This is a genomic window from Bradyrhizobium sp. SZCCHNR1015 (assembly GCF_032489875.1).
Classification (GTDB): Bacteria; Pseudomonadota; Alphaproteobacteria; order Rhizobiales; family Xanthobacteraceae; genus Bradyrhizobium.
In genome coordinates this window covers 1-23,159 of the sequence record NZ_JAUEYW010000008.1, presented here as the reverse complement: position 1 = coordinate 23,159, position 23,159 = coordinate 1, and the positions used below count along the sequence as shown (strand labels likewise).

The following is a 23,159-nucleotide window of genomic DNA, read 5'->3' as shown; positions in this document are numbered from 1 at the left end:
AGAGCGCGAAATAAGCGTGAAGACCATCGCGCAGGGAGGGCCGGGTTGATCCGGCTGAACCTGTGGTTCTCTCCCCGTGCTTTCTTTCGCACGGGGGCCACGGGTGCCAGTCGGCACCCGGCCTTCCCTGCGCCCTCTTTTTCAAGAGAGGGCCACATCGATCAGCAGAGCTCGGACAAATCCTGTCGCGAGGCCGGTGATGCTTGCCCGCCTGTTGAAAGCGAACCTTGGCTCACTCCGGCATCATCTCGCCGGAGCCGCCGAACTCGGCCGGAAAATCCTTCAGCTTCGGCAGGCCGTCCTTGATGGGCAGCACGCTCTCCGCGTAGTTCACGTGGACGCCGGGCGTGAACTTCAAGGTCGGAATGGTCGCGGCATAGACGTCGATCATGCCGAGCGGCGGATGGTCGGTCATCAGATGACCGCCGCACTTGGTGCAGTACTTGCGGTGGCTCATGTCGGTCTTGTGATAGGTGCCGATCGCCTCCGCGCCCTTGGTGACCCGCACGTTCGAAGGCTTCCACAAGGTGAAGGCGTTGACGGGGCCGGCCGACCAGGAGCGGCAGGACGAGCAGTGGCAATAACCCATCGCCTCCGGCTCGCCATCGGCCTCGAGCTCGACCGTGCCGCAGAAGCATTTGCCCTGATACAGCGTCATGACAGCGTTCTCCCTCAATCGTCTTTTTGGATGTTGGACTGCCATGCTGACACAGCTGCCCGGCGAAAGGGAATCGCAGAATGCAGGTGTTGGCACGGAACATCTGGTGCGATGCAACGGCGGGCGTCCGGCAGTGATCCGCGCGGCGGAATGTTGCGACGGCGCAATCCCACGCATGGCCCCATACGCGCGCGCCCGCTTGCCCCGGAACCGGGTGTGCCGTTAGCTCTGTCCATAACGACGAACGAGGGAGCTGACGCCGCGATGGGACCGCTTGCCGGCATCAAGGTCATCGACATGACCACCGTGCTGATGGGGCCGTATGCCGCCCAGACGCTCGGCGACTACGGCGCCGACGTGATCAAGGTGGAATCACCCGACGGCGACGTCACCCGCAAGATCGGCCCCTGGCGTCATCCCGGCATGGGGCCGGTGACCCTCAACACCAACCGCGGCAAGCGCGTGATCTGCCTCGACCTCAAGAAGCCGGCGGGACGGGAAGCCGTGCTGCGCATGGTCAAGGATGCCGACGTCCTGCTCTACAACATCCGTCCGCAGGCGATGGCACGGCTGAACCTCGGCTACGAGGTGGTCGCCGCGCTGAATCCACGGCTGGTCTATGCCGGCGTGTTCGGCTTCGGCCAGAACGGACCTTATGCGGCCAAGCCGGCCTATGACGACCTGATCCAGGGCGGGGCGGCGCTGTCTCACCTGATGGCCGTCGCCGGCGACGGCACGCCGCGCTATGTGCCGAATGCCCTGGTCGACCGCATCGTCGGCCTGACGGCGGTCGGCGCAATCTGCGCCAGCCTTGTGCATCGCGACCGCACCGGCCGCGGCCAGCGCCTGGACGTGCCGATGTTCGAGACCATGTCGGCCTTCATCATGGGCGATCACATGGGCGGTCTCACCTATGAGCCGCCGCTGGACCGCGGCGGCTACGCCCGGCATCTGTCGCAGGACCGCCGGCCCTACAAGACCGCCGACGGCCACATCTGCGTGATCGTCTACAACGACAAGCAATGGGACGCGTTCTTCGAAGCATCCGGCCGCACCGACCTCCGCGCCGATGACCGCTTCAACAGCTTTGCCCGTCGCGCCGCCAACATCGACATCGTCTATGCCGAGCTCGCGCGCATCTTCGAGACGCGCAGCACTGCGGAATGGACTGTATTGCTGGATAAGGCCGACATTCCGGTCATGCCGATGCACGATCTCGAAAGCCTGCTGCACGATCCGCATCTCGTCGCGACGGATTTCTTTCCCATCGTCCAGCATCCGACCGAAGGCCCGATCCGCAGCACCCGCGTGTCGGCGACCTGGTCCGAGACCAAGGCCGAGCCGCAGCATCTGGCGGGGCGGCCGAACGAGCATGGTGAGGCCATTCTGCGCGAGCTCGGCTTCTCGCAGGACGAGATCGCAGCGATGATCCGCGACGGCGCGACGATGCCGCCGCCAGCCATGGAGTGAGCGCATGGATTTCGCACTCTCCGCCAACCAGGAATCGATCCGCGATGCGGTGGCGAAAATCTGCGCGCGCTTCGACGACACCTATTGGCTGAAGAAGGACAAGGAGGGCGGCTTTCCCGCCGACTTCCACAAGGCGCTGGCCGAGGCCGGCTGGCTCGGCATCTGCATCCCCGAAGAGTATGGGGGCTCCGGTCTCGGCATCCTCGATGCCGCGATCATGATGCGGACCATCGCGGAATCGGGCGCCGGCATGTCCGGTGCCTCGGCGATCCACATGAATGTGTTCGGGCTCAATCCGGTCGTCGTGTTCGGGACCAAAGAGCAGTGCGCGCGGATGCTGCCGCGCATCGTCGATGGCAGCGAGAAGGCGTGCTTCGCCGTGACCGAGCCGAACACCGGCCTCAACACCACACAGCTCAAGACGCGCGCCGTGCGCAAGGGCGACCGCTACATCGTCAACGGCCAGAAGGTGTGGATCTCGACCGCGCAGGTCGCCGAGAAGATCCTGCTGCTGGCGCGGACCACGCCGCTCGAGGAGGTGCAGCGCCCGACCCATGGGCTCAGCCTGTTCTACACCGATTTCGATCGCGGCCGCATCAAGGTGCACGAGATCGAGAAGATGGGCCGCAAGCCGGTCGACTCCAACGAGCTGTTCTTCGAGGATTTTGAAATTCCAGTCGAGGATAGGCTGGGCGAGGAGGGCCGGGGCTTCGACTACATCCTGCACGGCATGAACCCGGAGCGAATCCTGATCGCGGCCGAAGCCGTCGGCCTCGGCCAGCTCGCGCTGTCGCGCGCGTCAGCCTATGCGCGGACGCGCAACGTGTTCAACCGCCCGATCGGCCAGAACCAGGGCATCCAGCATCCCCTGGCCAAGAACTGGATGGAGCTGGAGGCGGCCTGGCTGATGGTGCTGCAGGCCGGCTGGCAATATGACCAGGGCATGGCGTGCGGGCCAGCGGCGAACGCCGCCAAATATCTCGCTGCAGAGGCCGGCTTCCACGCCTGCGAGCAGGCGGTGATGACTCACGGCGGCTTCGGCTACGCGCGCGAGTACCACGTCGAACGTTACCTGCGCGAATCCCTGATCCCCCGCATTGCCCCAATCAGCCCGCAACTGATCCTGAGCTTCATCGCCGAAAAGGTCCTCGGCCTGCCGAAATCGTATTGAGGATGAATTGCACTGAGATGGCGAACGCAGGCGTGATGGACGCACAATGCCAGCATTCCCTCCCCCCTTGTGGGGGAGGGGCAGGGAGGGGGGTACCCCACAAAGACTCGTTGTGTGGCTACCCCCACCCCCAACCCCTCCCCGCAAGGGGGAGGGGAGCGCAGTTGTCCTCGGAGCATCGTCCTCGATCAAAAATAGACTCTGTACGTCAGACCTCGTCATTCCGGGGCGCGACGAAGTCGCGAACCCGGAATCTCGAGCTTGTCGTGCACGATCGTCTCTCATTTCGAGATTCCGGGTTCATCGCTGCGCGATGCCCCGGAATGACGGGGGAGCGAGTGGCACGATGACCTACATCACCGGCACCGGCCTCACCTCGTTCGGCCGTCACGACGGCCGCTCCTCGCTCGACCTGATGAGCCTGGCCGCGCAGCTTGCGCTCGACGATGCCGGGCTGACACGGCGTGACATCGACGGCATCCTGTGCGGCTATTCCACGGTGTCGCCGCACATCATGCTTGCCACCGTGTTCGCCGAGCATTTCGGCATCACGCCCTCCTATGCCCACGCCGTGCAGGTCGGCGGCGCCACCGGCCTCGCGATGGTGATGCTGGCGCATCATCTGGTCGAAGCCGGCGTCGTCAGACACATGCTCGTCGTCGCCGGCGAGAACCGCCTGACCGGGCAGAGCCGCGACGCCTCGATCCAGGCGCTGGCGCAAGTCGGCCATCCCGACTATGAGTTGCCGCTCGGGCCGACGATCCCTGCCTATTACGGCCTCGTCGCCTCGCGCTACATGCACGAATACGGCGTCACCGAACAGGATCTCGCGGAGTTCGCCGTCCTGATGCGGACGCACGCGCTGGATCATCCCGGTGCGCAATTTCACGAGTCCATCACGGTGGCCGACGTCATGGCATCGAAGCCGGTCGCGCGGCCGCTGAAGCTGCTCGACTGTTGTCCGGTCTCCGACGGCGGCGCCGCCATCATCATCAGCCGCGAGCCGACCGGAGCGACGGCGGTGCGCGTGCGCGGCTGCGCCCAGGCGCACACGCATCAGCACGTCACGGCGGCGCCGGCCCTGAGCGCGCTCGGCGCCGAGATTGCGATCGCGAAGGCGAAGGCAGCAGCGGGTGTGGACATCAAGGACGTCGACTACGCCGCCGTCTATGACAGCTTCACCATCACGCTCTGCATGCTGCTCGAGGATCTTGGCCTGGCCGGCCGCGGCGAGGCGGCGGCGCGGGTCAGGGCCGGTCATTTCGGCCGCGACGGCGCCGTGCCGCTCAACACCCATGGCGGCCTCTTGAGCTACGGCCATTGCGGCGTCGGCGGCGCCATGGCGCATCTGAGCGAAGCGCATCTGCAGATGACGGGGCGCGCCGGACCTCGCCAGGTACGCGAAGCAGAGCTGGCGCTGCTGCACGGCGATGGCGGCGTGCTGTCGTCGCATGTCAGCATGTTCTGGGAGCGTGTGCGATGAGCGAATCGGCGGACTGGACCAGGGGTGTTGCAGCGATTCGCTTTCAGCGCTGCGCGTGCTGCGCCCACCTGCAGTATTTCCGCCGCGACTTCTGCGCGGCCTGCGGCTCGCTTGCGCTGACCGACCACGCGGCGACGGGTGAAGGCACCATCTATGCGGCATCACTCGTGTGCCGCGCGGCGACGCCGGAGACGCGCGCGCACGTGCCCTACAACATCGTGCTGGTGGATATGCGCGAGGGCTTTCGCATCATGGCCCATGGCGACCACGAACTTGCGATCGGCGATCCCGTCACGGCCCGCTTCGTCACCTTCGCGGGCGGCATCGTGCCTTACTTCGGGAAAGCCAAATGATGATGGAAAACAGGGCGACGTCGGGAGAGGTCGACCGCGGGCGGCCGAGGCGGGACGATACGCATCACAAATTCGTCCCGACCCGGATCGCCGCGCGATTGACGCAATACTGTTACGCTACGCTCACTAACTCAAACGCAACTCAACTCGGTCGTTCGCGTGAGCAATCAAGCTCACAACCCTACCTACGGGCGATGAAGAAACTGCGACGCAGAACCTCCAGACAGCCCTTCATCGCCCGTAGAACAGGACGCTGGCGATGACGATCATGGACGTCACCGCCAGCATATGCGCGAGTGCCTCCGACGTTGCCCTCTTAGTGGCTTCCTTCATGCCGTTTCCTCCCTGGACACTGGACACGACTCTCCGTGGCGCAAATACACACGCTACGTCGGCTGGAATTTTACTCGGAACACCCCACTTCGATGTCCGCTTTGCGAGTCCCCACTCGGCGTTCATCGACGGTTCAGAACATCGTCGGGTAATGCGGCGCGAATTGGGCTCGCTTATGGTTGTCCTGCGACCGAGTCCCGGTAACGTTTGGGCGAGCCCGTACAAATACGAGTGATGAAAGATGTCGACCGGAAGCTACTAACTGCTGTGAATTACAACCTTGAGTATTTGTTCGCTTCGGCCGCGTGCGACACGTCGATGACGAAGGCCGATGCAGCGAAATCAGTCTGCCGCGAGCAGGTTGAGCCGCGCATTGGCGATTGTCAGACGCTCGGCCAGCAGTTGCGCGAGATTGCGCATGATGCGCTCGCCGGCTTTTGGATGTCGCACGCGGAAACGTTCGAAATCCACCAGCGAGATCTCGAAGGCGGTGGCGGAGAAATCAGCGACGACGTCGGCGGAGCGCACGGGCTCAAGCAACGCCATCTCGCCGAAGCATTGCCCTGCCGTCAGCGTCGCCAACCGGATGCCGTCGGGCAGGGTGACGTGGACGACGCCGGAGCGCAGGAAGAACAGCGAGGCCGCCGCATCGCCGGCCGCCAGGATGCGTTCGCCCTGCTGATAGTGCCGGATGGTTGCCAGCGCCGCGAGCTCGTGGCGCTCGTCTTCGGTGATCCCCGCAAGCAGCGGCTGCTCGGCGAGCTCGGTGGTTTCGAGGAAGTCGATCGCCCCGCCATAGCGATAGACGATCTGGTCCTCGGCCCATTCGATCGCGGTGTCGAGCAGGTAGAAGTCGCGCACGTTCTTGATGTCGCCGGTGCGGGCCGCGATCTCCTGCCATTCCGGCGAGCTGCGGCGGATGCCCGACAGCACGACGGTGACGTGAAAGTCGGCCAGCTCGTGAAACAGCTCGGAGAGCAGGCGCAGGCCGGCTTGCGTCATCGCGGTGACGCGATGGAGGTCGACGATGACGAATTGCGGTCGCGTGCCCGCCGCAAGCTGGCGCGAGACGTAGTCGACGTTGGAGAGGGACAGCGTGCCGACCAGCTCAAGCACGCGCACCGCGTCGGGATGTGCGGCGAGGATGGTGCGCTCCTGGGCGCGGCGGCTGCGCCGCGACGGGCTGGCGCCGATGTCGTAGTCGGCGATGATCGTGGTGCGCGCATCGTCTGAGCGGTTGAGCATGTGCAGGCCGTAATGCGCCGACAGCGCCTCGCAGACCTTGATGCCGCGCACGCTGTTGCCGTGGCCGTCAAGCCGCGGCGAATAGCTGCCGAGGCCGAGCCGCGCCGGCAGGCTTGCCAGGATGCCGCCGCCGACGCCGCTCTTGGCGGGAATGCCGACGCGGTAGATCCACTCGCCGGCGAAGTCATACATGCCCGAGGAGGTCATTACCGACAGCGTGCGCGACACCGCATAGGGCGTCACCACCTGCTCGCCGGTGACCGGATTGACGCCGCGATTGGCGAGCGTCGCCGCCATGATCGCGCAGTCGCGCGCGGTGACGAGCACGGCGCATTGCCGGAAGTAGACCGCGAGCACCTCGTCGACTGGCTCCCTGATGACGTCCGAGGTCCGCAGCAGATAGGCGATCGCGCGATTGCGATCGCCGGTGGCGGCTTCCGATGCGAACACCGCGTCGTCGACATCGAGCTCGCGGCCGGCGAAGCGGCCGAGCGCGTCGCGGATGGTATCGAAGGCGTCGTCGTGCCGTGCCTTGCGGATCAGGCCGCTGCAGGCGATCGCGCCGGCATTGACCATCGGATTGAACGGATGGTTCTGCGCATTGAGCCGGATCGAATTGAAGGGATCGCCCGACGGCTCGACCCCGATCACGCGCTCGACCTCGTCGGAGCCGAGCGTATCGAGCGCGAGCGCAAACACGAACGGCTTCGACATCGACTGGATCGTGAACGGCACACGGCTGTCGCCGACCTCGTAGATGTGGCCGTCGAGCGTGGCGAGGCTGATGCCGAAATGCGACGGGTCGGCCTTGCCGAGCTCGGGGATGTAGTTCGCGACGGCGCCGTCATGATCGGGCCAGAAGTCGGCATGGCATGCGGACAGGAAGCGCTGCAGCGGCGGCATGGCGGCCGTCGCCCAATGCTGAGGATTTCTGATCGGCGTCGGGTGGGTGGTCATCGGAAGCTCGGCGGGAACAAGGTCTCGCGCCGGTTATGTCGCAGCCGCGAGGGCGCAGCCAGCCCACACTTGTCGCAAGGCTGGTCAAATGTTGCCGCTGCCCACCGTTTGAGCGGGCTCGCGGGCGTGATGACCCGGTGTTGCCATGCGCAGGAGCGGATGCCGATCGAAAGCCAGCGCTCCGGTACCGCCATTTGGAACCGGCGATGATCGTTACTCCCGCATCCCGCTGCCGATTGTGCGAGGGCGTCGAGTCTTGTGCCAACACGCTGAAGAACGGTGGCTTTTAGAGACGGTCTACTGTTGTGACGGCAAAATGGCTGGGCTAGCTTGTTCGATAAGCGGAATATCATTCCGCATGACGGAATTGGTGGGAAACGGATGGGACGACGGTCTGAGCGATTGAGCAGGGGCAGCATGCTGCCCGGAGATCTCGCCGGCGAGGGCGAGGTCATTCAGGTGGTGTCGCGGGCGTTCGACGTGCTTCGCTGTTTCGAAGGGCACGAGGCGCGGCTCGGCAATCTCGAAATCTCCAACCGCTGCGGTCTGCCGCGGTCGACGGTGTCGCGGCTCACGCACACGCTGACCCGCATGGGCCAGCTGGTCTACCTGCCGCGCGATCAGAAATACCGCATCGGCCCGAGCGCGGTGGCGATGAGCACGTCGATGACCCGCGGCTTGCAGTTGCGCAATCTGATCCGGCAGCGGCTGCAGGACGTCGCCGAGCAGTTGCCCGGCACGGTCGGGTTCGTGATTCCCGACCGATTCCACCTCGTCTATCTCGAGTTCGGCCGCGCCGCGAATGCGCTCGGCCTGCATGAAACCACCGGCAGCCGAATCTCGATGGCCTCGACCGCGGCCGGGCATGCCTATGTCGCCGCGCTCGAGCCGGAGGTCGGCGACGCCCTGCTGGCCGAGATGGAGCGCGAGATGCCGGACGCGGCCAAGCTGCTGCGGCCACGCCTCGAGCACAACAGGCAGTTTCTAAAGGAGCACGGCTACGTCGTGGCCTGCGGCCTGTGGAGTGCTCACATCAACGGCGTCGCGCTGCCGCTGTGGTCGCCGCAATACCAGACCTATGTCGTGCTCACGATCGGGCTGTTGTCGGCGATGTACGACGAGCAGCGGCTGCACGACGAGGTCGCCCAGCCGATGCGCGAGCTGGGCCGCAGCATCGCGGCGCTATTGCAGGGCGCCGAAGCCGACGTCTTCAACAACCGGATGGACAGAAAACCGCTCCAGGTGAACGCGAAGACCAACCATAAGAACAAGACCATCACCGGGGCAGGGGGAACGAATGAGTTGGCAGCCGGAGCTCGAGGAACTGGCCCGGCGCGAAGCCTTCGCGCGGGAGATGGGCGGGCCTGACAAGGTCAAGCGTCAGCACGACCAGGGCCGCCTCACCGTTCGCGAGCGCATCGACGGGGTCGTCGATCCCGGCAGCTTTCACGAGATCGGCGCGGTCGCCGGCCTCGGCGAGTATGACGAGCAGGGCGAGCTCAAGCACGTCACGCCTGCGAATTGCGTGTTCGGGCGCGCGCGCGTCGACGGCCGCACCGTGGTCGTGGTCGGTGACGATTTCACCGTGCGCGGCGGCTCGGCCGATGCGTCGATCGCCGCCAAGCCGCTGATGGCGGAGGAGATGGCGCACGACTTCCGTCTGCCGATCATCCGCATCATCGAAGGCTCCGGCGGCGGCGGCTCGGTCAAGACCATCGAGACCAAGGGCGCGGCGAACCTGCCTGGCGGCATCGGCGGCAATCGCTGGTACCGCTACACGACCGAGAACATGTCGCTGGTCCCGGTGGTCGCGCTCGGCCTCGGCTCGGTTGCCGGCCTGGGCGCAGCGCGACTCGCGGCGAGCCACTACTCCGTCATGACCAGGCAGTCGGCGATGTTCGTCGCCGGTCCGCCGGTGGTGAAGCGGCTGGGCCAGGACCTTGGCAAGATGGAGCTCGGCGGCGCCGACATCCAGACCAAGGCGGGCGGCGTCGACCACGCGGTCGACACTGAGGCGGAAGCGTTCGCCTGCGCGCGCCGCTTCCTGTCCTATTTGCCGTCGTCGGTCCATGAGCTGCCGCCGACCTTGCCCTGCACCGACGATCCGCAGCGCACGGACGATCAGTTGATCAGCGCCGTGCCGCGGGATCGCCGCCGCGTCTACAAGATGCGCCCGATCATCGAGTCCGTCGTCGACAACGGCTCGTTCTTCGAGGTGTCACAGAATTACGGCCGCCCGCTCATCGTCGGCCTCGCCCGGCTCGAAGGCCGTGCGGTGATGGTGCTGGCGAGCGATCCTTATCACTACGGCGGCTCATGGACCGCTGACGCCTGCCAGAAGGTGATCCGCTGGGTCGACTTCGCCGAGACCTTCCATCTGCCGATCGTCTACCTGATGGATTGCCCGGGCTTCATGGTCGGTTTGGAGGCGGAGAAGGCGGCGACCATCCGCCACGGCGTGCGCGCGATGGCCGCGGTCAACCAGTCGACGGTGCCGTGGTGCACGGTGATCGTGCGCAACAATTTCGGCGTCGCCGGCGTCGTGCATCAGCCGGCCGATCGCTTCTCGATCCGCTATGCCTGGCCGTCGGCCCATTGGGGCTCGCTGCCGCTCGAGGGTGGCATCGAGGCGGCCTATCGCGCCGAGATCGATGCCGCGCCTGATCCGAAGGCGAAGCTGAAGGAGATCGAGGAGCGGCTGACCAGGCTGCGCTCGCCGTTCCGCTCCGCCGAGAAGTTCTGGGTCGAGGAGATCATCGACCCCCGCAAGACGCGCGCGCTGCTGTGCGAGTTCGCGCGTCTCGCCGAGCCGCTGCGCACGCCGGGGCCGCCGACGGCGATGACGACGCGGCCGTGAGCTCACGCCGCGGCAGGCTTGGCCTGCCGCGCGATCGCGAGCGCGAGCAGGGCTGCGACGATGCAGAGCGCGCCGGCGGTGAAGAATGCCGGAAGATAGCTCTGCAACAGCGTGCGCGACAGGCCCGCGCCGAATGCGGCGGTGCCGGCGCCGAGCTGATGTCCGGCGAACACCCAGCCGAACACCAGGTTGGCCCGCTCGGGCCCGAACCGCTGCGCCGTCAGCCGCACCGTCGGCGGCACGGTAGCGATCCAGTCGAGGCCGTAGAACATCGCGAACAGCGACAGGCCATAGAACGAGAAGTCGGTGAACGGCAGGAACAGCAGCGAGAGGCCGCGCAGGCCATAGTACCAGAACAGCAGCCAGCGATTGTCGTACCGGTCCGACAGCCAGCCCGACACGATCGTGCCGACGAAGTCGAACATGCCCATCGCGGCGAGCAGACTGGCGGCCTGGACCTGCGGGATGCCGAAGTCGAGGCACATCGGGATCAGGTGCACCTGGACGAGGCCGTTGGTCGAGGCGCCGCAGATGAAGAAGGTCGCAAACAGCATCCAGAACACCGGCGCGCGCGCCGCGTCGCGGAGGGTGCCGAGCGCAGCCGTCAGGATCGGCGTCGTGACGGGCGCGGGCGTTGCGATCGGTTCGGTGCCCTTGTCGCCGTACAGGCGCAGGCCAAGGTCGCTCGGCCGGTCGCGCATCAAGAGCAGCACGGCGGTCGCGGACACGCCGAGCGCGATGCAGACGAGCGCAAGCGCGACGCGCCAGCCGAGCCGCTCGGTGAGGCTGGCGAGCAGCGGCAGGAACACCAGCTGTCCGGTGGCGACGCTGGCGGTGAGAACCCCGACCACGAGGCCGCGACGCGCGACGAACCAGCGCGTGGCGATGGTCGCGCCCAGCACCAAGGCGGTCATGCCAGTGCCGATGCCGATCACGACGCCCCACAGCAGCACGAGGTGCCAGACCTGGCTCATCGCCAACGACGAAAGCAGCGCAGTGACCACGATCAGTTGGGCCAGCAACGTGATGTTGCGCAGGCCATAGCGGTTGAGCAAGGCGGCGGCGAACGGGGCCATCAGCCCGAACAGCACGAAGCGGATGGAGAGTGCCGAGGAGATCTCGGCGGTGCTCCAGCCGAACTCCTGCTGAAGGGGCACGATGAACACGCCCGGCGCCCCCACCGTGCCGGCCGACACCAGGGCCGTAAAGAATGTTACGGCCACCATGACCCAGCCATAGTGGATGTTGCGCCGTGCGAGTGCTGCCGCGAGCCGGTTCGAGATCATGTGCTTCTCAGTCCGATGAGGATTGCGCCCATTTTGCCAGGACGCGTCGACGACATAAATGGCTAAGTTCCCTCGATTCAGGACATCACGGTCGCTCGAGCGCGATCGCCGTCGCCTCGCCGCCGCCGATGCATAGCGCGGCGACACCGCGCTTCAGTCCACGGGCCTGCATCGCATGCAGCAGCGTCACGATCAGCCGCGCGCCGGTGGCGCCGATCGGATGGCCCAGTGCGCAGGCGCCGCCGTTGACGTTCAGCCGGTCGCGCGCAATGCCGAGGTCGCGCTGCGCGGCCATGGCGACGACCGCAAACGCCTCGTTGATCTCGAACAGGTCGACATCCTCGACCTGCCAGCCGACCTTGTCGAGCAGCTTCCGGATCGCCGGGATCGGCGCCGTCGTGAACCATTGCGGCTCCTGGCTGTGCGTGGCGTGGCCCTTGATCTCCGCGAGGACAGGCAGCCCGTCGCGGTCGGCACGCGATCGCGTGGCGAGCACGAGTGCCGCAGCACCATCCGCATTCGCGGAGGACGCCGCGGGCGTAATCGTGCCATCCTTGCGGAACGCCGGCTTCAGTGCCGGGATCTTCGCCGGATCGACCTTCAGCGGATGCTCGTCATTGACGACCAGGCGGGGGCCGGATTTCTCGACGATCGTGATCGGGGCGATCTCGGCCTTGAATGCCCCGCCTTCGACCGCCTTGCGCGCACGCGTCAGCGTCTCGATGGCGTAGGCATCCTGGTCGGCGCGGGTGAACTGATAGGCCTCGGCCGTGGCCTCGCCGAAATCGCCCATCGAGCGTCCGGTCTCATAGGCGTCCTCCAGGCCATCCAGCATCATGTGATCGAGGATCCGGTCGTGGCCGGCACGATAGCCGCCGCGCGCCTTGGTCAGCAGATACGGCGCGTTGCTCATGCTTTCCATGCCGCCCGACACGACGATCTCGGCGGAGCCCGCCCGAATGATGTCGTGCGCCAGCATCGTCGCCTTCATGCCGGAGCCGCAGACCTTGTTGATCGTGGTGGCGCCGATGGCGTCCGGCAGGCCGGAGCCGCGCGCGGCCTGCCGTGCCGGAGCCTGGCCCTGGCCGGCCGACAGCACGTTACCCATGAACACCTCCTCGACCGCATCGGGCGGGACGGTGGCGCGTTCGAGCGCCGATCCGATCACGTGCGCGCCGAGCTTGTTCGCACTCAGCGGTGACAATTCGCCCATGAAACGGCCCAACGGAGTGCGGGCGGCGGACAGGATCACGACGGAATCGGATGAGGCCATGACAGGCTCCCTGATAAAAGATGATGACCATCATATAATAGCGTCTCGCAAAAGGAAACCCCGGCGATCCCTGCTGAACCATCGTGAAGCTGGCGCAAGGCTGCCGGGCTCCGAGAGCCGAGACTTGGAGGAAATTGCTATCGCTTGCGGTCGATGAAATGTTGCATCAGCCGTTTTGGCTCATCGGTCAGGAACGACCGTCCGAAGGCGCCGATCGATATCTCGACCGACTCCTTCAGCGGCAGCTCCTCCCATTGACGCAGCAGGGCCTTCTGAGTCCGCAGCGCTTCGGGGCCGCAGGCGAGCAGGGATGCCACGGCCTTCTCGACCGCGATGTCGAGTTCTCCCTCGGCGGCGACGGCATCGACGAGGCCCCAGGCGAGCGCGGTCGGCGCGTCGATCGTCTCGGCGGTCATCAGCAGCCAGCGCGTGCGGCCCCAGCCGATGAGACGTGGCAACAGCGCGGCATGAATGACCGACGGGATGCCGACACGCACCTCGGGCATGCCGAACTTGGCATCATGCCCCGCGACGCGGATATCGCAGGCTGCTGCGACCTCCAATCCGCCACCCAGGCACCACCCCGGCATCCGCGCAATCACGGGGACAGGAAAATGTCGCACCGCTTCGCAGAGCCCGGCAAGTCGCGAGATGAAGGTTTCCGCTGACGCCTGGTCGAGCGTCGCCATCTCCTTGATGTCGGCGCCGCCGATCATGCTCTTCCCGCTTTCGCCGGCCAAAACGAGAACGCGAATGCCGGCCTCGGAAGCGAGCGATTGCAGGCCGGCTTCCACGTCGAGAATCGCCGCCGAACCGAGAATATTGAGCGGGCCGGCATTGCAGATCGTCAGCCGGACCACGCCGCGGCCGTCACGACTCACGCCGCAGTGGGAATTGAGCATGTCCATCGTCGTCCTCGTCGGGTTCCTGGGCAACAGGGGTGTGTCGGGAATAAATCAGGCCAGCGAAGTTGATTTAGATCAACTCGAATTCATCAAATAGCTGCAGCGAGCAGGACGCAGAACTGTTATAGTATGACCGCAGACATTCAATGGGACGGCAATGCGCTACTCTCCGGAACACAAGGCGGAAACCCACGCGCGGATCGTGCGCAAGGCATCGGTGCGGCTGCGCGAGCGCGGCGCTCACGGCGTCGGGGTTGCCGACCTGATGAAGGAGGCCGGACTGACGCACGGCGGCTTCTACGCGCATTTCGATTCGCGCGAGGCGCTGGTGGTGGAGGCGTTCGGTTATGCGATCGACCGTTCGATGGAGCATTGGCGCAAGCTGCTGGACCAGTTGCCGCCGCAGAAGCGGCTTGCGGCGATCGTCGATGGCTATCTGTCCGCGGGGCATCGTGACGATGTCGGTCACGGCTGCGCGGTTCCTGCGCTCGGGGCGGAAATCGCCCGTGAGAGCGCCAAGACCCGCAAGGCTTTTGCCGCGAAGCTGGAAGAGCTGATCGACCTGTTCGCCGAGTACATCGTCGACGTTCCGGTCAGGACGGCGCGAAAGCGCGCTTCGGCGATGCTTGCGACGCTGACGGGGACGCTCGTGATGGCGCGACTGACCGGCAGCGGCGAATTGTCCGACGATATCCTGAGCTCCGGGCGCGAGGTGGCGCTGGCCGTCGCCAGTGGCGGCGGACCGGCGGGGAATTCCCCCGCGCGAACGCCCGCGAACAGGCCTGCGAAGAAGACGGCCGCCGCAAAGCGCTGATCCCTCGTGTGGGGTCGGATGCTGGACGCGGCACGCTGCACGTCGCGGGGTCTGCCGTGATCGTGCCGACCGAGCGAAGGGGCTGCATTTTCGCAGCGCCGATCAGCGCCTAGACCCTTCCCAAACGCCGCAAAGACTGCAAGATGCCGGCCAAATCGGCACTGCTTACCCCTGCGGAGGATACCCCATGCGTTCGATCGGTCATTTCATTGGCGGCAAAGAGGTCAAGGGCACGTCCGGACGGACGGCCGATGTCTTCGAGCCCATGACCGGCGATGTTCAGGCCAAGGTCGCGCTGGCCTCGCGCGCCGAGCTCCGGGCCGCGGTCGAGAACGCCAAGGCTGCGCAGCCGGCCTGGGCCGCCACCAATCCGCAGCGCCGCGCGCGCGTGATGATGAAGTTTCTGGAACTCGCCCAGCGCGATTATGACCAGCTCGCCGAGTTGCTCGCGCGTGAGCACGGCAAGACCGTCCCCGATGCCAAGGGCGACATCCAGCGCGGGCTCGAGGTCGTCGAGTTCGCATGCGGCATTCCGCACCTGATGAAGGGCGAATATACCGAAGGCGCGGGCCCGGGCATCGACATCTATTCGATGCGCCAGCCGCTCGGTGTCGTTGCCGGCATCACGCCGTTCAATTTCCCGGCGATGATTCCGATGTGGAAGTTCGCCCCTGCCATCGCCTGCGGCAATGCCTTCATCCTGAAGCCCTCGGAGCGCGATCCGGGCGTGCCGATGAAGCTCGCCGAGCTGATGATCGAGGCCGGTCTGCCGCCGGGCATCCTCAACGTCGTCAACGGCGACAAGGAGGCGGTCGACGCCATCCTCGAGGATCCGGACATCATGGCGATCGGCTTCGTCGGCTCGTCGCCGATCGCGCAGTACATCTATGAGCGCGCCGCCGCCCACGGCAAGCGCTGCCAGTGCTTCGGCGGCGCCAAGAACCACGCCATCATCATGCCCGACGCCGATCTCGACCAGGCGGTCGACGCGCTGATCGGCGCCGGCTACGGCTCGGCCGGCGAGCGCTGCATGGCGGTGTCGGTCGCGGTGCCCGTCGGCAAGACCACCGCCGATCGGCTGATGGATAAGCTGATCCCGCGCGTCGAAAGCCTCAAGATCGGCACATCCGTCGATCCGTCCGCCGATTTCGGCCCGTTGGTGACCCGCGAGGCGGTCGAGCGCGTCAAGAACTATGTCGAGATCGGCGTCAAGGAGGGCGCGACGCTCGCCGTCGACGGTCGCGGCTTCAAGATGCAGGGCTACGAGAACGGCTTCTACATGGGCGGCTGTCTGTTCGACAACGTCACCAAGGATATGCGGATCTACAAGGAAGAGATCTTCGGACCCGTGCTGTCGGTCGTGCGTGCCAAGGACTATGCCGAGGCGCTGGCGCTGCCGTCGGAGCATGATTACGGCAACGGTGTTGCGATCTTCACCCGGGACGGCGACGCAGCCCGTGACTTCGCGGCCAGGGTCAATGTCGGCATGGTCGGCATCAACGTGCCGATCCCGGTGCCGATCGCCTACTACACCTTCGGCGGCTGGAAGAAGTCCGGCTTCGGCGATCTCAACCAGCATGGCCCGGATTCGATCCGCTTCTACACCAAGACCAAGACCGTCACCTCGCGCTGGCCGTCCGGCGTCAAGGAAGGCGCTGAGTTCTCGATCCCGCTGATGAAGTGACGAGAGGGGGAGCCCGCGAGGGCTCCTCCACGTCATTGCGAGCGAAGCGAAGCCTTCCAGGGCGTCGCCTGCGAGTCTGGATTGCTTCGTCGCTTCGCTCCTCGCAATGACGGAGAATGAGGACACGCCGAAGGCCAACAAACAAGATTTGGGAAACGCGGAGAACGAATGCAGTTCGCTCTCAATGAGGATCAGATCGCGGTGCGCGACATGGCACGCGCCTTCGCCGCGGAGAAGATCGCCCCGCATGCGCTGCGCTGGGACGAGGAGAAGCATTTTCCGGTGGATGTGATGCGCGAGGCCGCAAGCCTTGGCATGGGCGGCATCTACATTCGCGACGATGTCGGCGGCTCCGGCCTGAGCCGGCTCGACGCTGCGCTCATCTTCGAGGCGCTGGCGACGGGCTGCCCCACGGTCTCGGCCTTCATCTCGATCCACAACATGGCCTCGTGGATGATCGACACATTCGGCACCGAGGCGCAGCGCCAAGCTTACCTGCCGAAGCTCTGCGCCATGGACCTGATCGCGAGCTATTGCCTGACCGAGCCGGGCGCAGGCTCCGACGCGGCGGCGCTGCGCACGCGCGCGGTGCGCGACGGCGACGACTATGTGCTCAACGGGCAGAAGCAGTTCATCTCCGGCGCGGGCGCGACCGACATCCTGGTCGCTATGGTGCGCACGGGAGCAGACGGTCCCGGCGGCATCTCGACGCTGGTGATCGACGCCAATACCCCCGGCGTGTCGTTCGGCGCCAATGAACGCAAGATGGGCTGGAATGCGCAGCCGACCCGCGCCGTGATCTTCGAGAATGCGCGCGTGCCGGTCGCCAACCGGCTGGGCGAGGAGGGCATCGGGTTCAAGATCGCGATGGCCGGGCTCGACGGCGGCCGCCTCAACATTGCCGCGTGCTCGCTCGGTGGTGCGCAGGCGGCGCTCGACAAGACGTTGGCCTATACGAAAGAGCGCAAGGCGTTCGGCAAGCGGCTCGACGAATTCCAGGCGCTGCAGTTCCGGATTGCCGACATGGCGATCGAACTGGAGGCCGCGCGCACCTTCGTGTGGCGCGCGGCGGCGGCACTCGACCGCAAGGATCCGGATGCGACGATGCTGTGTGCGATGGCCAAGCGCTTCGGCACCGATGTCGGCTTCGAGGTCGCCAACCAGGCGCTGCAGCTGCATGGCGGCTACGGCTATTTGAGCGAATACGGCATCGAGAAGATCGTGCGTGACCTGCGCGTACATCAGATCCTCGAAGGCACCAATGAGATCATGCGGCTGATCGTGTCGCGCAAGCTGATCGAGGCCGCGCGATGAGCGAGGTCCTCGAAGGCGACCTGATCGTCCGCCGCGAGGGCTCGGCCGGCATCATCCGGCTGAACCGGCCGAAGGCGATCAATGCGATGACGCTGGAGATGTCGATGGGCATCGACGCCGCGCTGGATCGGTTCGAGGTCGATCCGGCCGTCGCAGTTGTCGTGCTGGAAGGCGCGGGCGAGCGGGGACTTTGCGCGGGCGGCGACATTCGCGGGCTCTATGAAAGCTCGAAGGTGAATGGCGACCTTGGCAAGGTGTTCTGGCGTCAGGAATACATCATGAACGCGCGCATCGCGGCGTTCCCAAAACCCTATGTCGCCTACATGGATGGGCTCGTGATGGGTGGTGGCGTCGGCCTGTCGGCGCATGGCCGCCACCGCATCGTGACCGAGAAAACGAAGCTTGCGATGCCCGAGGTCGGCCTCGGCTTCTTTCCCGACGTCGGCGGCACCTGGCTGTTATCGCGCGCGCCGGGCGAACTCGGCGCCTATTTCGGCCTGACCGGGCAGACCATGAACGGGCCCGATGCGATCCATGCGCGCTTTGCCGATGCCGTCGTGCCGACTTCGAGCTGGCCGGCGCTGCGCGAGGTTCTGACCAAGGTCCGGCCGGGCACGCTCTCGATCGAGATCGATCGGCTGATCGCGGGCTTCGCAACGGACGAGACGGCCGGGCCGGTGGCTGCGCAGCAGGCCAAGATCGACGCCTGGTTTGCCCAGGACAGCATGCACGACATCTTCGCGGCGCTGGACGCGGATGGATCGGAGCTGGCGCTGGCGACGCAGAAGACGCTCAAGGAGAAGTCGCCGCGCGGCATGGTCGTGACGCTCAAGCTGCTGCGGCTGGCGCGCGGAGCGGCGTCGCTGGAGGAATGCCTGGTGCGCGAGTATCGTGCGGCGCTCGAAGTGTTCCGCAGCGACGACTTTCGCGAAGGCGTCCGCGCCGCGATCATCGACAAGGACCGCAATCCCAAATGGTCGCCGCCGGATGTCGATCAGGTGACGCCGGAGATGCTGGCGCGCTATCTCGCTGAGATCGGCGCCGACGAGCTGGCCTTTCCGCAAACGAGATAACAATCAGGTCGAGGGGAGAGAACGAACCATGGCAACGATCGCATTCATCGGCCTCGGCAACATGGGCGGCCCGATGGCCGCCAACCTGGTCAAGGCCAGCCACAAGGTGGTGGCATTCGATCTGGTCGAAGCCTCGCGCGCGCAGGCCAAGGCCGATGGCGCCGAGATCGCCGACAGCGCCGTCGCGGCGGCCAAAGGCGCCGACGCCGTCGTCACCATGCTGCCGGCCGGCAAGCATGTGCTGGCGGTCTGGAACGAGGTCGTGCCGGCGATGTCCAAGGGCGCTGTCATCATCGACTCCTCGACCATCGACGTCGAGAGCGCGCGCGCCGCGCATGCGCTGGCCGCCAAGCACGGCATCGCTGCCGTCGATGCACCGGTGTCCGGCGGTACCGGCGGCGCCAAGGCCGCGACGCTCACCTTCATGTGCGGCGGCGAGGAGGGCGCGTTCGCCGCGGCCCAGCCGATCCTGGAGAAGATGGGCAAGAAGATCGTCCATTGCGGCGGCGCCGGCGCCGGTCAGGCGGCCAAGATCTGCAACAACATGATCCTGGGCATTTCGATGATCGCGGTCAGCGAGGCTTTTGCGCTAGGCGAAAAGCTCGGCCTGTCGCATCAGGCGCTGTTCGACGTCGCCTCGACCTCGTCGGGCCAGTGCTGGTCGCTGACGTCCTATTGCCCGGTGCCGGGCCCGGTGCCGGCCTCGCCCGCCAACAACGACTACAAGCCCGGCTTCGCGACCGCGCTGATGCTGAAGGATCTCACGCTGTCGCAGGATGCCGCCAAGGCCGCCGGCGCGGCCACGCCGCTCGGGCAGCACGCGCAGGAGATCTACAAGGCGTTCGAGGCCGCCGGCCATGGTGGCGTCGATTTCTCCGGGATCATTCAGCACGTCCGCAAGCTCGCTGGGACCACCTGATGACGACATTCAAGGACGCACGCGCGTTTCTGCTGGCGCATCGCACCGACTACGATGCCGCGGTGAAGGGTTTTCGCTGGCCCGATCCGGTGCCCTTCAACTGGGCGCTCGACTGGTTCGATACCGAGCTTGCATCCGATCCGGAGAGCCGCGACCGCACGGCGTTATGGATCTTCGATGCCGCGCAGGACCGCCAGACCAAGCTGTCCTTTGCCGCGCTGTCGCGCCGCTCCAACCAGGTTGCGAATTTCCTGCGCGCGCAGGGGCTGAAACGCGGCGACCATCTGCTGCTGCTGCTCGGCAACGTCGTGCCGCTGTGGGAGACCATGCTGGCGGCGATGAAGCTCGGCGTCGTCGTGATCCCCGCGACCACACTGCTGACCACCGACGAGTTGCGTGATCGCCTCGAGCGCGGCCGCGCGAAAGCCGTCGTCGCCGCGCAGGATCAGGTGGCGAAGTTCGCCGAACTCGGCGCCGATGATCTCGTCCGCATCGTCGTCGGCGCGCCGGCGGCACCTGCCGGCTGGCTGCCGTTCGAGCAGGCGGCTGATACGGCCGAGGCGTTCACTCCGGATGGGCCGACGCAGCCGGATGATCCGATGCTGCTCTATTTCACCTCGGGCACCACGGCCAAGCCGAAGCTGGTGCGGCACAGCCATCGCAGCTACCCGGTCGGCCATCTCTCCACGATGTACTGGCTCGGCCTGCAGCCGGGCGACGTGCATCTCAACATCTCCTCCCCGGGCTGGGCCAAGCATGCCTGGAGCTGCTTCTTCTCGCCGTGGAATGCCGGCGCGACAGTGTTCGTCGTCAACCAGCCGCGCTTCGACGCCAAGGGGCTGCTCGCGATCATCAAACGTTGCGGCGTCACCACGCTGTGCGCGCCGCCGACGGTGTGGCGGCTGTTCATCCAGGAGCATCTCGCCGACTTCAAGGTCAGCCTGCGCGAGGCCTGCGGCGCCGGCGAGCCGCTCAATCCGGAAGTCATCGATCAGGTGCGCGCCGCCTGGGGGCTGACGATCCGCGACGGCTATGGCCAGACCGAGACCGCCGCGATCGTCGGTAACTCGCCGGGCCAGAAATTGAAGATCGGCTCGATGGGCCGGCCGCTGCCGGGCTATCGCGTCGAGGTCGCCGACATCGACGGCAATCTGGCAAGCGAGGGCGAGATCACGCTGGCGCTGTCAGGCGAGCGCCCGGCCGGGCTGATGCAGGGCTATCAGGGCGACGACGGCAAGCTGTCCGGCGCCGACGGCACGCGCTATCGCACTGGCGACGTCGTGTTCCGGGACGATGAGGGCTACCTCACCTTCGTCGGCCGCTCCGACGACGTGTTCAAATCGTCCGACTACCGCATCTCGCCGTTCGAGCTGGAAAGCGTGTTGTTGGAGCACGAGGCGGTCGCTGAGGCCGCCGTGGTGCCAAGCCCTGATCCGATCAGGCTTGCGATCCCGAAAGCCTACGTGCTGTTGACCTCCGGCGCGGAGCGCTCGCGCGCGACGGCGCTGTCGATCTTCGCGCATCTGCAGGCGCGGCTCGCGCCGTTCAAGCGGATCCGTCGGCTCGAGCTGGTCAGCGAACTGCCGAAGACGATCTCCGGAAAAATCCGCCGCGTGCAGTTGCGCCGGCTGGAGCACGAGGACAACCGCACGGATCATCTGCGCGGCACAGAGTTCAAGGAAGAGGATTTCCCGGAGCTGAAGACCAGGCCGTCCGGGCACGAGGTGTAGGAACGCATGAACCAGATCTGGAAGAAGCCGCCGATTTCGCTTGCAGCCTATCAGGCCATGGTCGGCCAGGAGATCGGCGTGTCGTCATGGCACGTGCTCGATCAGAAGCGCATCGACACCTATGCCGATGTCATTGAGGATCATCAGTTCATCCACGTCGATCCGGAGAAGGCCAAGGGGACGCCGTTCGGCACGACCATCGCGCACGGCTTCCTCACCATGTCGCTGCTGTCGGTGATGTCCTACGAGGTCATGCCGGCGATCGAGGGCACGGCGATGGGTGTCAATTACGGTTTCGACAAGCTGCGCTTCATCTCGCCGGTGAAATCGGGAAAACGCGTGCGCGGCCGCTTCGTGCTGGTGGAAGCCACGCTGCGCAAGCCGAAGGAGTTGCAGTCGCGCACCCATGTCACGGTCGAGATCGAGGGCGAGGACAAGCCCGCGCTGGTCGCCGACTGGATCGGGCTGATCTATCTGAGCTAACAATCTTCGTCACAATCCACCCATCGTCATCGCCGGGCTTGACCCGGCGATCCATCAAGACTGAGAGTCTTTCGAAGTGGATGGATGCCCGGGTCAGGCCCGGGCATGACGACCTCACTGAAGGAAAAGATCATGGCAATCAGATTTGACGGACGCGTCGCCATCGTTACCGGCGCAGGCAATGGTCTCGGACGCGCGCATGCGCTGGGACTGGCGAGCCGCGGCGCCAAGGTCGTGGTCAATGATTTCGGCGGCGCGCGCGATGGCACCGGCGGCTCGATGACCGCTGCCGAGACGGTGGTCGAGGAGATCCGCAAGGCCGGCGGCACCGCGATGGCCGACGGCGCCGACGTCTCGAATTTCGAGCAGGTCACGGCGATGGTCGAGCGCGCCACCAAGGAGTGGGGCAGCGTCGACATCATGTGCGCCAATGCCGGCATCCTCAGAGACAAGTCGTTCGCCAAGATGGAGGTGGCGGATTTCGCCAAGGTGCTGGACGTGCATCTGGTCGGCACCTTCTACTGCTGCAAGGCGGTGTGGAACGGCATGCGCGAGCGCAACTACGGCCGCATCGTCATGACGACCTCGTCCTCCGGCCTGTTCGGCAATTTCGGCCAGGCCAATTACGGCGCGGCGAAGACCGGCATGGTCGGCCTGATGAACGTGCTGGCGGAAGAGGGCCGCAAGACCAACATCCGCGTCAACATCATCTCGCCGACCGCGGCCACGCGCATGACCGAGGAGCTGCTGCCGCCGCAGGCGCTGGAGCTGATGAAGCCGGAATCGATCACGCCTGCGGTGGAGTATCTGCTCAGCGAGGACGCGCCCACGCGCACCATCATGGGTGCGGGTGCGGGCTCGTTCGCGGTGATCAGGATCCTGGAGAGCGAGGGCATCAATCTGCCGCCGGAGGAGTGGACGCCGGACGCGGTCGCCGCGCATTTCCAAGAGATCAGCGACATGTCGAAGGCGCGAGCGCTGCAGGGTGCGTTCGAGCAGACCCAGAAGTACGTGTCGCAGGCCGCGGCACGGCTGGGGATCAAGCTGTAGGGCACGAAGCCCGCTCCACACTCACCGTCATGGCCGGGCTTGACCCACGGCTGTCCGGTTCAGCTTCCGCATATTGCGAGGCTCAACTGTTGTGGGTTTTT

At 65.9% G+C, this 23,159-nt stretch carries 19 protein-coding genes; 14 read left to right on the top strand and 5 right to left on the bottom strand.

Annotated features, from left to right (window positions below; genetic code table 11):
- Positions 1-232: 232 nt before the first annotated feature.
- Complete coding sequence (locus QX128_RS15015; protein WP_011926088.1) at positions 233-658, bottom strand: GFA family protein; 426 nt, start codon at positions 656-658, stop codon at positions 233-235.
- 264 nt (positions 659-922) lie between these two features.
- Between QX128_RS15015 and QX128_RS15010 the strand changes: the two genes are divergently transcribed.
- The 4 genes from QX128_RS15010 (at position 923) to QX128_RS14995 (ending at position 5,135) form a co-directional block, all read left to right on the top strand.
- On the top strand, positions 923-2,128 hold the full coding sequence (locus QX128_RS15010; RefSeq protein WP_316237826.1) for a CoA transferase: 1,206 nt from the start codon (positions 923-925) through the stop codon (positions 2,126-2,128).
- 4 nt (positions 2,129-2,132) lie between these two features.
- Positions 2,133-3,299 (top strand): acyl-CoA dehydrogenase family protein, encoded by a 1,167-nt coding sequence (locus QX128_RS15005; protein ID WP_316237825.1) that lies wholly within the window; start codon positions 2,133-2,135, stop codon positions 3,297-3,299.
- 346 nt (positions 3,300-3,645) lie between these two features.
- Positions 3,646-4,782 (top strand): thiolase family protein, encoded by a 1,137-nt coding sequence (locus QX128_RS15000; RefSeq protein WP_315803144.1) that lies wholly within the window; start codon positions 3,646-3,648, stop codon positions 4,780-4,782.
- Positions 4,779-5,135 carry a Zn-ribbon domain-containing OB-fold protein gene (locus tag QX128_RS14995; RefSeq protein ID WP_315803145.1) on the top strand — a complete coding sequence of 119 codons (357 nt, stop codon included), beginning with the start codon at positions 4,779-4,781 and terminating at the stop codon, positions 5,133-5,135. Before QX128_RS15000 ends, QX128_RS14995 begins: the two co-directional genes overlap by 4 nt.
- A gap of 675 nt (positions 5,136-5,810) precedes the next feature.
- Here the strand turns inward: QX128_RS14995 and glsA are convergent.
- Positions 5,811-7,670 (bottom strand): glutaminase A, encoded by a 1,860-nt coding sequence (gene glsA / locus QX128_RS14990; RefSeq protein ID WP_316237824.1) that lies wholly within the window; start codon positions 7,668-7,670, stop codon positions 5,811-5,813.
- A gap of 381 nt (positions 7,671-8,051) precedes the next feature.
- Between glsA and QX128_RS14985 the strand changes: the two genes are divergently transcribed.
- A complete protein-coding gene (locus QX128_RS14985) occupies positions 8,052-9,038 on the top strand; it encodes an IclR family transcriptional regulator (RefSeq protein WP_315803147.1) in 987 nt (328 codons plus the stop codon).
- Positions 8,968-10,527 (top strand): acyl-CoA carboxylase subunit beta, encoded by a 1,560-nt coding sequence (locus tag QX128_RS14980; protein ID WP_316237823.1) that lies wholly within the window; start codon positions 8,968-8,970, stop codon positions 10,525-10,527. The genes QX128_RS14985 and QX128_RS14980 overlap by 71 nt, the downstream gene beginning before the upstream one ends.
- 2 nt (positions 10,528-10,529) lie before the next feature.
- Here the strand turns inward: QX128_RS14980 and QX128_RS14975 are convergent, their stop codons facing one another.
- The 3 genes from QX128_RS14975 to QX128_RS14965 all read right to left on the bottom strand — a co-directional run bounded on the left by QX128_RS14975 (position 10,530) and on the right by QX128_RS14965 (position 13,994).
- Positions 10,530-11,813 (bottom strand): MFS transporter, encoded by a 1,284-nt coding sequence (locus QX128_RS14975; RefSeq protein ID WP_316237822.1) that lies wholly within the window; start codon positions 11,811-11,813, stop codon positions 10,530-10,532.
- An 85-nt stretch (positions 11,814-11,898) separates the two neighbouring features.
- Complete coding sequence (locus QX128_RS14970; RefSeq protein ID WP_316237821.1) at positions 11,899-13,086, bottom strand: acetyl-CoA C-acyltransferase; 1,188 nt, start codon at positions 13,084-13,086, stop codon at positions 11,899-11,901.
- 137 nt (positions 13,087-13,223) lie between these two features.
- Entirely contained in the window at positions 13,224-13,994 is a 771-nt protein-coding gene (locus QX128_RS14965; RefSeq protein ID WP_316237820.1) for an enoyl-CoA hydratase, read from the bottom strand.
- Between the two features lie 154 nt (positions 13,995-14,148).
- Between QX128_RS14965 and QX128_RS14960 the strand changes: the two genes are divergently transcribed.
- The 8 genes from QX128_RS14960 (at position 14,149) to QX128_RS14925 (ending at position 23,058) form a co-directional block, all read left to right on the top strand.
- A complete protein-coding gene (locus tag QX128_RS14960; RefSeq protein WP_316237819.1) occupies positions 14,149-14,805 on the top strand; it encodes a TetR/AcrR family transcriptional regulator in 657 nt (218 codons plus the stop codon).
- A 187-nt stretch (positions 14,806-14,992) separates the two neighbouring features.
- Positions 14,993-16,489 carry a CoA-acylating methylmalonate-semialdehyde dehydrogenase gene (locus QX128_RS14955; protein WP_316237818.1) on the top strand — a complete coding sequence of 499 codons (1,497 nt, stop codon included), beginning with the start codon at positions 14,993-14,995 and terminating at the stop codon, positions 16,487-16,489.
- A gap of 168 nt (positions 16,490-16,657) precedes the next feature.
- Positions 16,658-17,803, top strand: a complete 1,146-nt coding sequence (locus QX128_RS14950) for an isobutyryl-CoA dehydrogenase (RefSeq protein ID WP_316216313.1) — start codon at positions 16,658-16,660, stop codon at positions 17,801-17,803.
- Positions 17,800-18,876: an enoyl-CoA hydratase/isomerase family protein gene (locus QX128_RS14945; protein ID WP_316237817.1), complete on the top strand. Its 1,077-nt coding sequence runs from the start codon at positions 17,800-17,802 to the stop codon at positions 18,874-18,876. The genes QX128_RS14950 and QX128_RS14945 overlap by 4 nt, the downstream gene beginning before the upstream one ends.
- Positions 18,877-18,904: 28 nt before the next feature.
- Positions 18,905-19,795, top strand: a complete 891-nt coding sequence (gene mmsB, locus QX128_RS14940; protein ID WP_316237816.1) for a 3-hydroxyisobutyrate dehydrogenase — start codon at positions 18,905-18,907, stop codon at positions 19,793-19,795.
- Entirely contained in the window at positions 19,795-21,525 is a 1,731-nt protein-coding gene (locus tag QX128_RS14935; protein ID WP_316237815.1) for an AMP-binding protein, read from the top strand. Before mmsB ends, QX128_RS14935 begins: the two co-directional genes overlap by 1 nt.
- 6 nt (positions 21,526-21,531) lie before the next feature.
- Positions 21,532-22,008, top strand: coding sequence for a MaoC family dehydratase (locus tag QX128_RS14930; RefSeq protein WP_316237814.1), 477 nt, complete (start codon positions 21,532-21,534; stop codon positions 22,006-22,008).
- A gap of 132 nt (positions 22,009-22,140) precedes the next feature.
- Positions 22,141-23,058, top strand: coding sequence for an SDR family NAD(P)-dependent oxidoreductase (locus QX128_RS14925; RefSeq protein WP_315803159.1), 918 nt, complete (start codon positions 22,141-22,143; stop codon positions 23,056-23,058).
- Positions 23,059-23,159: the final 101 nt, after the last annotated feature.

What these genes read in the sequence shown, in the direction of transcription:
- QX128_RS15015 (WP_011926088.1), bottom strand. Translation starts at nt 658, where the DNA reads ATGACGCTGTATCAGGGCAAATGCTTCTGCGGCACGGTCGAGCTCGAG.
- QX128_RS15010 (WP_316237826.1), top strand. Translation starts at nt 923, where the DNA reads ATGGGACCGCTTGCCGGCATCAAGGTCATCGACATGACCACCGTGCTG.
- QX128_RS15005 (WP_316237825.1), top strand. Translation starts at nt 2,133, where the DNA reads ATGGATTTCGCACTCTCCGCCAACCAGGAATCGATCCGCGATGCGGTG.
- QX128_RS15000 (WP_315803144.1), top strand. Translation starts at nt 3,646, where the DNA reads ATGACCTACATCACCGGCACCGGCCTCACCTCGTTCGGCCGTCACGAC.
- QX128_RS14995 (WP_315803145.1), top strand. Translation starts at nt 4,779, where the DNA reads ATGAGCGAATCGGCGGACTGGACCAGGGGTGTTGCAGCGATTCGCTTT.
- glsA (WP_316237824.1), bottom strand. Translation starts at nt 7,670, where the DNA reads ATGACCACCCACCCGACGCCGATCAGAAATCCTCAGCATTGGGCGACG.
- QX128_RS14985 (WP_315803147.1), top strand. Translation starts at nt 8,052, where the DNA reads ATGGGACGACGGTCTGAGCGATTGAGCAGGGGCAGCATGCTGCCCGGA.
- QX128_RS14980 (WP_316237823.1), top strand. Translation starts at nt 8,968, where the DNA reads ATGAGTTGGCAGCCGGAGCTCGAGGAACTGGCCCGGCGCGAAGCCTTC.
- QX128_RS14975 (WP_316237822.1), bottom strand. Translation starts at nt 11,813, where the DNA reads ATGATCTCGAACCGGCTCGCGGCAGCACTCGCACGGCGCAACATCCAC.
- QX128_RS14970 (WP_316237821.1), bottom strand. Translation starts at nt 13,086, where the DNA reads ATGGCCTCATCCGATTCCGTCGTGATCCTGTCCGCCGCCCGCACTCCG.
- QX128_RS14965 (WP_316237820.1), bottom strand. Translation starts at nt 13,994, where the DNA reads ATGGACATGCTCAATTCCCACTGCGGCGTGAGTCGTGACGGCCGCGGC.
- QX128_RS14960 (WP_316237819.1), top strand. Translation starts at nt 14,149, where the DNA reads ATGCGCTACTCTCCGGAACACAAGGCGGAAACCCACGCGCGGATCGTG.
- QX128_RS14955 (WP_316237818.1), top strand. Translation starts at nt 14,993, where the DNA reads ATGCGTTCGATCGGTCATTTCATTGGCGGCAAAGAGGTCAAGGGCACG.
- QX128_RS14950 (WP_316216313.1), top strand. Translation starts at nt 16,658, where the DNA reads ATGCAGTTCGCTCTCAATGAGGATCAGATCGCGGTGCGCGACATGGCA.
- QX128_RS14945 (WP_316237817.1), top strand. Translation starts at nt 17,800, where the DNA reads ATGAGCGAGGTCCTCGAAGGCGACCTGATCGTCCGCCGCGAGGGCTCG.
- mmsB (WP_316237816.1), top strand. Translation starts at nt 18,905, where the DNA reads ATGGCAACGATCGCATTCATCGGCCTCGGCAACATGGGCGGCCCGATG.
- QX128_RS14935 (WP_316237815.1), top strand. Translation starts at nt 19,795, where the DNA reads ATGACGACATTCAAGGACGCACGCGCGTTTCTGCTGGCGCATCGCACC.
- QX128_RS14930 (WP_316237814.1), top strand. Translation starts at nt 21,532, where the DNA reads ATGAACCAGATCTGGAAGAAGCCGCCGATTTCGCTTGCAGCCTATCAG.
- QX128_RS14925 (WP_315803159.1), top strand. Translation starts at nt 22,141, where the DNA reads ATGGCAATCAGATTTGACGGACGCGTCGCCATCGTTACCGGCGCAGGC.